This is a genomic window from Aeromonas sp. PS2Canimalfood6 (assembly GCF_048276795.1).
In the GTDB taxonomy this organism is placed as follows: Bacteria; Pseudomonadota; Gammaproteobacteria; order Enterobacterales; family Aeromonadaceae; genus Aeromonas; species Aeromonas caviae.
In genome coordinates, this window is record NZ_JBLUXC010000003.1 from 20,494 (window position 1) to 32,677 (window position 12,184).

General features: G+C 57.6%; 14 protein-coding genes. 5 read left to right on the plus strand and 9 right to left on the minus strand.

Features of this window, described 5'->3' with window-relative positions:
- Window positions 1-5: 5 nt before the first annotated feature.
- Window positions 6-533 carry an RNA pyrophosphohydrolase gene (gene rppH / locus ACNPAA_RS01985; protein WP_010673089.1) on the minus strand — a complete coding sequence of 176 codons (528 nt, stop codon included), beginning with the start codon at window positions 531-533 and terminating at the stop codon, window positions 6-8.
- A 731-nt stretch (window positions 534-1,264) separates the two neighbouring features.
- On the opposite strand from rppH, the gene mutH reads away from it, so the two are divergent.
- Complete coding sequence (gene mutH / locus ACNPAA_RS01990) at window positions 1,265-1,939, plus strand: DNA mismatch repair endonuclease MutH (RefSeq protein ID WP_042014896.1); 675 nt, start codon at window positions 1,265-1,267, stop codon at window positions 1,937-1,939.
- A gap of 83 nt (window positions 1,940-2,022) precedes the next feature.
- Window positions 2,023-2,352, plus strand: coding sequence for an isoamylase early set domain-containing protein (locus ACNPAA_RS01995; RefSeq protein WP_109421862.1), 330 nt, complete (start codon window positions 2,023-2,025; stop codon window positions 2,350-2,352).
- Window positions 2,353-2,455: 103 nt separating this feature from the next.
- On the opposite strand, the gene rplS is transcribed toward ACNPAA_RS01995, so the two are convergent.
- The 5 genes from rplS to ffh form a co-directional block, all read right to left on the minus strand.
- Window positions 2,456-2,803, minus strand: a complete 348-nt coding sequence (gene rplS, locus ACNPAA_RS02000; RefSeq protein ID WP_005313505.1) for a 50S ribosomal protein L19 — start codon at window positions 2,801-2,803, stop codon at window positions 2,456-2,458.
- A gap of 32 nt (window positions 2,804-2,835) precedes the next feature.
- Window positions 2,836-3,585 (minus strand): tRNA (guanosine(37)-N1)-methyltransferase TrmD, encoded by a 750-nt coding sequence (gene trmD, locus ACNPAA_RS02005; protein ID WP_010673086.1) that lies wholly within the window; start codon window positions 3,583-3,585, stop codon window positions 2,836-2,838.
- A gap of 34 nt (window positions 3,586-3,619) precedes the next feature.
- A complete protein-coding gene (rimM, locus tag ACNPAA_RS02010) occupies window positions 3,620-4,141 on the minus strand; it encodes a ribosome maturation factor RimM (protein ID WP_039039979.1) in 522 nt (173 codons plus the stop codon).
- Between the two features lie 24 nt (window positions 4,142-4,165).
- Window positions 4,166-4,414 carry a 30S ribosomal protein S16 gene (gene rpsP / locus ACNPAA_RS02015; protein ID WP_010673084.1) on the minus strand — a complete coding sequence of 83 codons (249 nt, stop codon included), beginning with the start codon at window positions 4,412-4,414 and terminating at the stop codon, window positions 4,166-4,168.
- Window positions 4,415-4,593: 179 nt separating this feature from the next.
- A complete protein-coding gene (ffh, locus tag ACNPAA_RS02020) occupies window positions 4,594-5,973 on the minus strand; it encodes a signal recognition particle protein (RefSeq protein ID WP_010673083.1) in 1,380 nt (459 codons plus the stop codon).
- A 285-nt stretch (window positions 5,974-6,258) separates the two neighbouring features.
- Between ffh and ACNPAA_RS02025 the strand changes: the two genes are divergently transcribed.
- Together ACNPAA_RS02025 and ACNPAA_RS02030 are read left to right on the plus strand one after the other, a co-directional pair.
- Complete coding sequence (locus ACNPAA_RS02025) at window positions 6,259-7,050, plus strand: cytochrome C assembly family protein (RefSeq protein ID WP_201873124.1); 792 nt, start codon at window positions 6,259-6,261, stop codon at window positions 7,048-7,050.
- Between the two features lie 39 nt (window positions 7,051-7,089).
- Window positions 7,090-8,370, plus strand: a complete 1,281-nt coding sequence (locus tag ACNPAA_RS02030; protein WP_010673081.1) for an HlyC/CorC family transporter — start codon at window positions 7,090-7,092, stop codon at window positions 8,368-8,370.
- A gap of 30 nt (window positions 8,371-8,400) precedes the next feature.
- Here ACNPAA_RS02030 and ACNPAA_RS02035 read toward each other — a convergent pair whose 3' ends face one another.
- Window positions 8,401-8,868, minus strand: coding sequence for an Rrf2 family transcriptional regulator (locus ACNPAA_RS02035; RefSeq protein WP_039039978.1), 468 nt, complete (start codon window positions 8,866-8,868; stop codon window positions 8,401-8,403).
- A gap of 111 nt (window positions 8,869-8,979) precedes the next feature.
- Between ACNPAA_RS02035 and hmpA the strand changes: the two genes are divergently transcribed.
- Window positions 8,980-10,173 (plus strand): NO-inducible flavohemoprotein, encoded by a 1,194-nt coding sequence (gene hmpA / locus ACNPAA_RS02040; protein WP_128296391.1) that lies wholly within the window; start codon window positions 8,980-8,982, stop codon window positions 10,171-10,173.
- Between the two features lie 82 nt (window positions 10,174-10,255).
- Here the strand turns inward: hmpA and ACNPAA_RS02045 are convergent, their stop codons facing one another.
- Window positions 10,256-10,846, minus strand: coding sequence for a tetratricopeptide repeat protein (locus tag ACNPAA_RS02045; protein WP_029313773.1), 591 nt, complete (start codon window positions 10,844-10,846; stop codon window positions 10,256-10,258).
- Between the two features lie 390 nt (window positions 10,847-11,236).
- The gene (gene mdh, locus ACNPAA_RS02050) at window positions 11,237-12,172 is read right to left on the minus strand and encodes a malate dehydrogenase (protein ID WP_010673076.1); all 936 of its coding nucleotides are present in this window, start codon (window positions 12,170-12,172) and stop codon (window positions 11,237-11,239) included.
- Between the last annotated feature and the right edge of the window lie 12 nt (window positions 12,173-12,184).

The window sequence follows — 12,184 nt, forward strand, 5'->3', positions numbered from 1 at the left end:
GCTCCTTAACGCGAGCGGTTGCGCCGCCCATCTTTTCGGTTAGCCTGCACCACGGGGACTGGCATGGCCAGCGGGGCAAACTCTTTCATCACCCGGCGGTAAACCTCCCGCTTGAAGGAGACGACCTGACGAACCGGGTACCAGAAGCTGACCCAACGCCAATCATCAAATTCCGGGTGACCATGACAGCCAAACTGGATCCTGGACTCTTTGCCAGGATCGAGCTGCAACAAAAACCATTTCTGCTTCTGGCCAATACAGACCGGTGAACTGTCCCAGCGGACGAGTCGTTTGGGTAAGCGATACTTCAGCCAGTTGCGACTGGTCGCCAGTATGGTCACATCGTCCTGCTTGAGGCCTATCTCCTCATACAGCTCACGATACATGGCCTGTTCCGGCGATTCACCATCATCAACCCCCCCCTGCGGAAACTGCCAGGAGTGCTGCCCATAGCGCTTAGCCCACAATACTTGTCCGTCACGGTTACAGATCACGATGCCGACATTGGGACGAAATCCGTCACCATCTATCACGTGATCACCTTATAAAGGCTGAATCTATAACGAGATTGTTCCACATTCACCCCGTGGCGGCAAACAGGGACTGTCATCTTCCATTCATGAATAACTTGGCATTTCAAGCAAAGTTATAAACAAATTGAAGGTTCATGCTAGGCAAGTTGCCCACCCAGACTGTGCATAAACCTGTGATCAAGCAGGTATATACAGTAGTTTTATACTGTGGCATTGCACGGAAGCATATCATACCCGATTCACTTAAAAACAAAATATACATTTAAATACATAAGGTTATAGTTTTATTGCTGGATCAAAATCCATGTCTTTTGCCTAAGAGGATCCAGCCTGTCAATTGTGAACAAGTTCGACTGCTCAAAGATCCACCAAGACGGATTTATCCACAGATATGGCGCATTATCTGCACCGAAATGGCGCTGAAAATCGGCGTACTCTCACATTTATTTCTGGTGCCACGCTTCCTTTCACCACTTTACGCCAGTTATCCAAGATTTCTGTGGATAACTGTGTGCAACAGCTCGCACAAACCCTTGGACAACTCGTTTATGCGGAGATCCGGCGGGCCAACATACTGGATAAATAAAGTAAAACCCTTTAAAATCATTTAGATATGTTGAATTCTGTCACCCATGTCTCCCTGTGTATAGTCGGGCGAGGATCGGTTACAAAATCAGCGATACCATGCAAGGATCCGTATTGCGATGTCTATTATCTCCAGAGGAGCCCTCATGCCCGCCAATCCCCAGTCAGAACAAGAGCTGCTCAGTCGAGCCTACGCCATGGCTGGCTTCACTCTGGCCCAGCTTGCCGCAACGGCGGGCATCCCCGTACCGCGGGATCTTAGGCGTGACAAGGGCTGGACAGGGCAGTTGATCGAGTGGCAGCTGGGGGCCAGTGCAGGTAGCCGTCCCGAGCAGGATTTTCCGGATCTCGGTATCGAGCTCAAGACGATCCCCGTCGATCCTCAAGGGCGCCCGCTGGAAACCACCTTTGTCTGCGTGGCCCCCCTCATCGGGGTCAGCGGCCAGCGCTGGGAGGAGTCGAACGTGCGCAACAAGCTGTCGCGGGTGCTCTGGATCCCGGTGGAAGGCAGCCGCGACATCCCTGTCGGCGACCGTCGCGTCGGCATGCCGCTGCTATGGAGCCCGAATGAAGAGGAAGAAGGACTGCTGCGCCAGGACTGGGAAGAGCTGATGGACATGATAGTGCTGGGGGAAGTGGAGCAGATCAGCGCCCGCCACGGCCAGGTATTGCAGCTGCGCCCCAAGGCGGCCAACAGCAAGGCGCTGACCCGCGCCATCGGCCGCAATGGCCAACCCATCATGACGCTACCACGGGGCTTCTACCTCAAGATCGAGTTCACCCATCAACTCCTGCAGCGCCATTTTGCCCTCCCCCTTTGATCCTGTTTATCAACATCTTTGTCATAAAGTGATATAAAAACAACCAGCGCTACTTTCTTCGCAGCCAGTGACAAGGAGTCCATATGCCGATCAACAAGCAATTCCTCAAATCGCGTCCCGAGGTCAAGGTGACCTTTGCCGTCGAAAAGGAGGCCGCCGGTGATGCCGAGCAGGTCTTGCTGCTGGGTGAATTCAGCCAGTGGCAGCCCATTGAACTGAAGAGGATGAAAAACGGGGAGTTCAAGGCGACACTCAACCTGCCGACCAATGGCCCCAGCCATTTCGAGTATTGCTATCAGCTAGTGCAACCCGATGGTGAAACCCTTTATGACAACGACTGGGAGGCGGACGACTATGTGCCTGGCCCCTTCGGGCGTGACAACTCGGTGGTGCGGGTCAGCCAGCCAGGTTGAGCTGGAACACCCGAAAGCGGATACAAAAAAGGCTCGCCATTGGCGAGCCTTTTCACTACCTGTCGAGCTTTTCGCCGACATACCGACACCAATTCGAATCGAATTAGTTGAGCTTCTCTTTGATACGAGCAGCTTTGCCGGACAGGTTGCGCAGGTAGTACAGTTTGGCGCGGCGAACATCACCACGACGCTTCAGTTCTACACTGTGGATCAGCGGAGAGTGAGTCTGGAATACACGCTCAACACCTTCGCCGTTGGAGATCTTGCGAACGGTGAAAGCAGAGTGCAGACCGCGGTTACGCTTGGCAATCACGATGCCTTCGAAAGCCTGCAGACGCTCTTTACCACCTTCTTTAACACGAACTTGAACACGTACAGTGTCGCCCTGGGCAAAAGCCGGGATGTCGGTACGCAGTTGCTCTTGTTCAAGCTGCTGAATAATCTTGCTCATTGTCTTTCCTTACCTAGGATAAACTGAAAACTCTACTTAACGCTGTCACGCACTTCGCGGACATACTCGGCAAGAAGTGATTCTTGCTCGTCAGTCAGAGCTAGGTTGTTAATAAGTTCCGGCCTTCTCTGCCAGGTTCGTCCGAGCGATTGCTTGAGTCGCCAGCGCCGAATCACTTCGTGATTGCCGCTTGTCAGCGCCTCGGGCACCGTCAGCCCATCCAACACCTCCGGCCGAGTATAGTGGGGATGATCCAGCAGGCCATCCGTGAAGGAGTCCTGCTCGGCACTGGCCTGATCGCCCAAGACCCCCGGGACCAGACGCGAAACCGCATCGATCAGGGTCATGGCAGGCAACTCGCCACCACTTAACACGTAATCCCCGATAGACCACTCTTCGTCGACTTCGGTTTGTATCACGCGCTCATCGATACCTTCGTATCGACCGGCGACCAGAATCAGTTTCTGATTCGTCGCCAACTCGGTCACGCCCGCTTGAGTCAGCTTGCGTCCCTGAGGAGAGAGATAGATGACTTTCGCCCCGTCTCCCGCCGCTTGCTTGGCTGCATGAATGGCATCACGCAGCGGCTGAACCATCATCAACATGCCGGGCCCACCACCATAAGGACGATCATCGACCGTACGGTGTTTGTCGTGGGTGAAGTCCCGAGGGTTCCAGCACTCAATCTGCAGCAGGCCACTCTTGACGGCCCGACCCGTTACCCCGTGCTCGGTAATGGCTCGGAACATTTCCGGGAAGAGGCTAATGACCCCAATCCACATAAGAAACCTCCGGCACCCGTGTTAGCGCGGGAAACTAGAAACCAGGATCCCAATCAACTTCGATTGTTCGAGCAGTCAGATCAATATTCTTGATCACCTGCTCTTCCAAGAACGGTATCAACCGCTCCTTTGCACCAAAGGCATCTTTTACATTGGCCTCAACCACCAACACATCGTTGGAGCCGGTTTCCATCAATTCGGTCACCTTGCCCAGGTCGTATCCCTTGGTGGTTACCACGGTGCAACCAATGAGGTCACGCCAGTAGAACTCACCTTCAGGCAACGCAGGCAACAGATCGGCGGGGACGCCAATCTCGACGTTGGTCAATGCCAGGGCATCCTCACGCACATCGATACCATCGAGTTTGCAGATCAGACCCTTGTTGTGACGCTTCCAGGATGACACCCGGATTTCACGCCACGCCCCGTTCTGATTGATCAGCCAGGGGTTGTAATCGAAAATCGCTTCGGCAACATCGGTGAAGGAGTTCACTTTAAGCCAGCCCTTGATTCCGTAAACGGTACCCAGGGTGCCCAGAACTACAGGTTTTTCCACCTTAACTCCCTACCGTTTGGCTGATTAAGCAGCTTTGGCAGCGTCTTTGATCAGCTTGGCAACGCGGTCAGAAACAGCGGCACCAGTAGCAACCCAATGCTCGATACGAGCCAGGTCCAGGTTCAGCTTTTCAGCGTTACCAGCAGCAACCGGGTTGAAGAAACCGACGCGCTCGATGAAACGACCGTCACGGGCGTTACGGCTGTCAGCAACTACTACCTGGTAGAACGGACGCTTTTTCGCGCCACCACGTTGTAAACGAATGGTTACCATATCGTCCTCATAAACATCTAATGAACAAGGCCTGCAAATACGCAGACCCTAGCTTAAAATAAGCCGCGTAATTCTACTTGGATTCGTAATAATTGCAACCAAGCCAGCTATTTTTTGCGCAGGGATTGGCATGAAAAAGGCTCACCAAGGTGAGCCTTTCTGCCTGACCAACAGGAAAATCAGAACGGACCGCGACCGCCACCACCGAATCCGGGGGGCAGCATGTTCTTCATCTGGCCCATCATCTTGCGCATGCCGCCCTTGCCGGACATCTTCTTCATCATGCGCTGCATCTCGGTGAACTGCTTGAGCAGCTTGTTCACGTCCTGGACCTGCATGCCGGAGCCCGCAGCGATGCGGCGCTTGCGGGAGCCCTTGATGAGATCGGGATGGGCACGCTCTTTCGGCGTCATGGAGCTGATAATGGCCTCCATCCGCACAGTGAGCTTGTCATCCATCTGATCCTTGATGTTGTCCGGCAGGCCGGACATGCCGGGCAGCTTGTCGAGCATCCCCATCATGCCACCCATGTTGCGCATCTGGGCCAGCTGCTCACGGAAGTCTTCCAGATCGAAGCCCTTGCCACTCTTGACCTTGCTGGCCAGCTTGGCCGCCTTCTCTTTATCGACGTTGCGCTCCACCTCTTCGATGAGAGAGAGCACATCCCCCATGCCGAGGATGCGGGAGGCGAGACGATCCGGGTGGAACGGCTCCAGCGCGTCGGTCTTCTCGCCCATACCGATGAACTTGACCGGTTTGCCGGTGATGTGACGCACCGACAGTGCGGCACCACCGCGGGCATCACCGTCTGCCTTGGTAAGGATCACACCGGTGAGCGGCAGCGCCTCGTTGAAGGCCTTAGCGGTATTGGCGGCATCCTGGCCTGTCATGGCATCCACCACGAACAGGGTTTCGACCGGCTTGATGGTGGCGTGCAGATCCTGGATCTCCGCCATCATTTCGCCATCGACGTGCAGACGACCGGCAGTATCGACGATCACCACGTCATAGAACTTCTTGCGCGCCTGATCGATGGCGGCAGTGGCAATGGCGATCGGTTTCTGGCTGGCATCACTCGGGAAGAAGTCGACACCGATGTCGCCCGCAAGGGTCTCAAGCTGCTTGATCGCCGCCGGACGGTAGACGTCCGCACTGACCACCAGCACCTTCTTCTTGCTGCGCTCCTTGAGCAGTTTGGCCAATTTGCCGACCGTAGTGGTCTTACCGGCCCCCTGAAGACCTGCCATCAGGATGATGGCCGGCGGCTGGGCAGCCAGGTTGAGCTGTTCGTTGGCCTCCCCCATCACGGTGACCAGTTCGCCATGGACGATCTTGATGAAGGCCTGGCCCGGGCTCAGGGACTTGGCCACTTCCTGGCCCACGGCACGTTCCTTGACGCGCGCCACGAAATCGCGCACCACCGGCAGGGCGACGTCCGCCTCGAGCAACGCCATGCGGACTTCGCGCAGGGTATCCTTGATGTTCTCTTCGGTCAGGCGGCCGCGGCCGCTGACATTGCGCAGGGTGCGCGAGAGTCGTTCAGTCAAATTCTCAAACATGACGCTTTCCGGTTCTTGGCGTGACACTGGGGGCATTATACCCCGGTCAGCACTCTAGGGACGATTACTCGCCGCTTGCCGCGGCGGCCTGCCATCGAACGGGCAGGTCAACAAATGGAGGGCAGTATACCCCAGTCAACGCCGGAGGACGATTATTCGCCGCACGGTGACCATCAACGCCTACTTATATGTGGGCAGTTAGCCTCTGGCACAACTGGCGAGCATATCTTGTGCAAGGTATACTGCCCCTCTTATCCATAAAGCTTGTTTGACAACGACCTGGTTATGATCGTGATCTCTGTTCTGGCCCTGGCGTTTTACCTGCTGGCCATCATCGCCTCACTGCACCTGCTGCTCAGCGCCAAGCCCGTCGGGCAAGTGTCGCTGTTCGCCTGTGTCGGCCTGGCCCTGACCGCCCATGGCATGGCGGTGGGCAGCGAAGTGCTGGCCACCCATTCCGGCCAGAATCTCAGCATGTTGAACGTGGCGTCCCTGGTCAGCCTTATCATCAGTTGCTTCATGACCTGCGTCACCCGACGCTTCAACGGCTGGATCCTGCTGCCCGTCGTCTACAGTTTTTCAGCCCTGCTGCTGGCGGCCGGCGCGCTCATTCCCGGGCGCTACATCACCCATCTGGAAGCGCACCCCCAGTTGCTGCTGCACATAGGCCTCGCGCTGATGGCCTATTCGGTACTGATGATCGCCTGCTTGTTTGCCCTCCAGCTTGCCTGCCTGGACAGACAACTGAAATCCAGAAAGATCAGCCACCTGCCAGCCATGCCACCCCTGATGACGGTGGAGAAGCGCCTGTTTCAGCTCATTTCCGCAGGTCTGCTGCTGCTGACCCTCTCCATCGCATCCGGCCTGTTCTTCCTGGAAGACATGTTTGCCCAGGGCAAGTCCCACAAGGCCATCCTCTCTATCCTGGCCTGGTGCGTCTACGCTCTGCTGCTCTGGGGTCACCATACCCGTGGCTGGCGCGGCCGCAAGGTCATCATGCTGAGCCTCATCGGCAGCTTCATCCTGACACTGGCCTATTTTGGCAGCCGTTTCGTCAAGGAAGTGCTGCTTAGCTGACACACGAACATTCCCCAACCATCCTTACAGGAGCCCTTCTTGGACAGTATCTCAACGAGTACATTGCTGATTGTTCTCGTTATCTTGATCCTTTTGTCAGCCTTCTTCTCCAGTTCCGAAACCGGTCTAATGTCGCTCAACCGCTACAAGCTGCGGCATCTGGCCCAGACCAAGCACAAGGCTGCCCGCCGGGTCGAGAAGCTGCTGGCCAGGCCGGACCGCCTGCTTGGCCTCATTCTCATCGGCAACAATCTGGTCAACATCCTGGCCTCCGCCATCGCGACCATCGTCTGCATCCGGCTGTTCGGGGATCTCGGCGTCGCCATTGCCACCTTCGGGCTGACCCTGGTGGTGCTGGTATTCGGGGAAGTCACCCCCAAGACACTGGCGGCCATGTTCCCCGAGCGGATAGCCTACCCTGCCTCCTGGATCCTCAAGGGGCTGATGGTGCCGTTCGCCCCCCTTGTCTGGCTCATCAACAGCATCACGAACCTGCTGCTGAAACTCTTGCGTCTCGAGCACAACAAGGATGATTCCCTCAATTCCGAAGAGCTGCGCACCATCGTCAACGAGGCGGGCAATCTCATTCCCAAGCACCACCAGGAGATGCTGATAAGCATCCTGGATCTCGACAAGATGACGGTGGAGAACATCATGGTCCCGCGCAGCGAGATCTCCGCCATCGACATCAATGACGACTGGAAGATCATACTGCGCCAGCTGGCCCACTGCGCCCACACCAAGATCCTGCTCTATCGCGACAACATCGATGACGTCGTCGGCTTCCTGCACTCACGGGATGCCCTGAGACTGGTCGCCCGGGATCAGTTCAGCAAGTCCAGCCTGCTGCGGGAAGTCGACCCCATCTATTTCATCCCCCAGGGGACCCCCCTCAACGTGCAGTTGGCCAAGTTCCAGCGCAACAAGGAGCGAATTGGCCTTATCGTCGACGAATATGGCGATATTCAGGGGCTGATCACCCTGGACGACATCCTGGAAGAGATTGTCGGTGACTTCACCACCTCCATGACACCGACCCCGAGTGACGAGATCCATCCCCAGCCGGACGGCTCCTTCCTGGTCGAAGGCTCCGCCAGCATCCGCGAGCTGAACAAGGAGATGGACTGGCACCTGCCCATGGACGGCCCACGGACCCTCAATGGCGCAATCCTGGAGTACCTTGAGGAGATCCCCCAACCCAACATCAGTGTCAGGCTGGCGGGCTACCCTATCGAGATTCTCGAAGTGGAGAACAACATGGTGAAGATGGCGAGGATCATGCCGCACCTGTACCGGGACGATTCAGGGTACGAGGATTGAAAAAAGGCTGCCAATGGCAGCCTTTTTGTTTCACTCGCTCTCGTCATCCGGCTCCAGCACCAGAGTGGGGATGAGCTCACCGAACACCTGCTGCAACTCGTCACGGTTTGCCAGCAAATCCTGCAGCGTATAACCATCCATCACCGCGAGGAAGGCGTTCATCGCCTCCTTCAAGGCACTCTTGAGCAGACAGACGGAGACGATATGGCAGACCGGGGAGCTGCAGTCGATCCCGTCCAGATTGCCTTCCAACGCCCGGATCACTTGCCCGATATTGATCTCGTCGGGGGAGCGCGCCATGCGGATGCCACCATTCTTGCCGCGTTGTGACTGCAGATAGCCCAGTTTTACCAACTGGTTCACCACCTTCACCATGTGGTTGCGGGATACGTCGTACAAGGCGGATACCTTGGCCACGCTCGACAGTTCCCCCTCCGGCAGGGTGGCCAGATAGAGCAGGGCTCTCAATCCAAAATCGGTATAGCTCGTTAGTCTCATAGTGCCTGTAGCGCCTAGCGCGAAGAATTGATGATTGATCCAGATCAATTAAACATTTAGGATGCAACTTAATAAGTGACATTCCAGATGTTCAATTAGAAAGGACCTCCTATGTTAGACCAAGCCACCATCGCCGTCATCAAGAGCACCATTCCTTTGCTCGAATCGGCGGGCCCTGACCTCACACGGCACTTTTATCAGCGCATGTTCAGCCACAATCCCGAGTTGAAGGATGTTTTCAACCTGGCTCACCAGCGTAGCGGGGGACAGCCCTTGGCACTGTTCAGTGCGGTGGCGGCCTATGCCAGGAACATCGACAATCTGGGGGCCTTGGCCGGAGCCGTTGAACGCATCGCCCACAAACATACGGGTTTCCTGATCCAGCCGGAACAATATCACATTGTGGGTAGTCATCTCTTGGCCACGCTCAAAGAAATGGGTGGCAACGCTGTCACGGAGGAGGTACTTACCGCCTGGGGCAAGGCTTACGGTGTGCTGGCCGACATCTTTATCGGTCGGGAGAGCGAGCTCTATCGGGAGAAGGCAAGCCAGGACGGTGGTTGGCAGGGAACCCGCCCTTTCATCATCAAGGAGAAGCGTCAGGAGAGTGAACTCATCACCTCTTTCGTCCTGGCCCCCCTCGATGGCAACCCCGTGTTGCGTTTCAAACCGGGGCAATATCTCAGTATCAAGCTGGTTCATCCCGCCCTCGAGCATCAGGAGATCCGCCAGTACTCCCTCTCGGACACCCCCAATGGCCGCGACTACCGCATCAGCGTCAAGCGCGAACCCAGGGGTCAGGCCTCCAACCTGTTGCATGATCATCTTCACATCGGTGACACGGTCGACATCATGCCGCCGGCCGGCGACTTCTTCCTGCAAGAGGAGCCAGACACGCCTGTGGTGCTGATCTCCGCCGGGGTCGGCCTCACCCCCATGCTGAGCATGCTCAACCACTTGCTGGCCGATGGCCCGGATATGGATATTCGCTGGCTTCACGCCTGCGAACATGGCGCCCACCACGCGTTCAGGGACGAGATCCGGGCAAAGAGCAGGCAACACGGGAAACTGGAGAGCCGGATCTGGTATCGGGAGCCGGGGGAGCAGGATGTCAAAGGAGAGGATTACGACTTCAGCGGCACTCTGGCACTGGAGCAGGTCACCGACCTCATTCCGGCCGACGCCCACTACTATTTCTGCGGCCCTGTCCCGTTCATGAAGGCAGTCAAAGCTCAGCTGGAGCATGTGGGCGTGCCTGCCGAGCGGATGCACTACGAGGTCTTCGGCCCCCATCAGGGCCTCTGATCCCTCCCCTGACCGGGAAAATGCACAAGGCCCACAAGCACAGCTTCGTGGGCCTTGTCATATCAAAGCGGACTATCAGGACTCAGTGCATCGCCTTGGCACGGGCGATGGCATTGGCGGGCATCCGGTTGCCGAGCCGGCTGAGCAGGCTCGCCGCCTTCTGGTGCATGGCCTTGTCACCGATGACGGCGCCGTGCAGCCAGTGATACGCCTCCTCGTAATCCAGGGGACTCCCCATGCCCTGCAGCAACATCTCCACCCACTCCATCTGTGCCCGCAAGAAGCCGAGGCTCGCGGCTTCCCGCATCAGGGTCTCGGCCCTCACCAGATCCTTCTGAACCAGGATCCCCTTCCAGTAATAGCGGCCAAGCTGTTCCAGCGCCGGCGCCAGCCCCTGGTTGGCGGCCTCCCACATGTACTGCACTCCGATCTGGGCGTCCGGCTTGGTGCAAACCCCCCACGCCAGCATGTCCCCCCAGAGGAACTGATAGGCAGGGATCTTCATCACCGAGGCCCGCGCCTCGATATCCTGGGTGAGCTGGCACCTGTCCTGCTTCACCCGGGCCAGATGGCGCCCCTGCTCTATCCAGTTGAGCAGTTCGTCCTGGCGATAGAGCGGCACGGCCTGCAACTCTCCCGCAGCAGCGGATGCCTGCGTCGTCGCCCTGGGCAGCGGCGCAGCTGCCGGTGCGGACGGTACAGGTGCGGATGGCACCTGGGCTGGAGCTGCTGACACAGGGAGGGATGACGTGGCGACAGAAGAGGCTGGCGTCAGGGCTGGCTGGGCCGATGATGAGGCCGGTGACAAGGGTGCAGACGCCGCAGATGGCGGCGCGGCTGCAGCCGCCACCGCCTGGGTGGGCGCGGCGGCCGAGGTGGGCTCCGCCCCCTGCAAGGGTAAGCTGCACACACCGATAATGGCGATGAGGGTTCTTGGTTTTATCATAGGGATCTCCTGCTGCCTTCTGTTATCGGCAGCCAGGGCCATCTCCTTAGCCCGCCACACCCAGCCCCGAAAATGACAAAGGGGAGCCTGGGCTCCCCTTGCGGTCGACGTAGCGACTTACTTGACGAAGTCGACGCCCAGCTGGATGTCGGCCTTCAGGGTGGCCAGCATGCTGTCCATCGCTTCCTGCTCGAAGGCGCTCAGCTTGCCGTAGTCCAGCACGGTTTCGACACCGTTCTTGCCGAGCAGCACCGGCTGCGCGAAGAAGGTGGCGTGCTCACCGTTGCCTTCCACATAGGCACACTCGATGACGTTGGCTTCCCCTTGCAGACCCTTGATGAGCGACAGACCGAAACGGCAGGCTGCCTGACCCATGGAGAGAGTGGCGGAACCGCCACCGGCCTTGGCTTCCACCACTTCGGTACCGGCATTCTGAATGCGCTTGGTCATGGCAGCCACTTCCTCAGCGGTGAAGCTGGCGCCTTCAACCTGGGAGAGCAGCGGCAGAATGGTCACGCCACTGTGGCCGCCGATGACGTTGACACGTACCTTGTCAACGTTCAGGCCCTTGGCTTCGGCCACGAAGGTCTCGCCACGGATCACATCCAGGGTGGTCACGCCGAACAGGCGACGCTTGTCATAGACACCGGCTTTCTTCAGCACTTCGGCGGCGATGGCGACCGTGGTGTTGACCGGGTTGGTGATGATGCCGATCAGTGCTTTCGGGCAGGAAGCAGCACACTTTTCCACCAGATTCTTGACGATACCTGCGTTGATGTTGAACAGGTCGGAACGGTCCATGCCGGGCTTGCGCGCCACGCCGGCAGAGATCAGCACGACATCGGCGCCGACCAGAGCCGGGCTCGGATCTTCACCGCAGAAACCTTTTACTTTCACGTCAGTCGGGATATGGCTCAGGTCCGCCGCCACGCCCGGAGTGACCGGGGCAATGTCATACAGGCTCAGTTCGGAACCGGCAGGCAGGCGGTTTTTCAACAGCAGAGCGAGGGCTTGGCCGATGCCACCGGCGGCACCCAGAACGGCAACTTTCATGATCAACTCCAT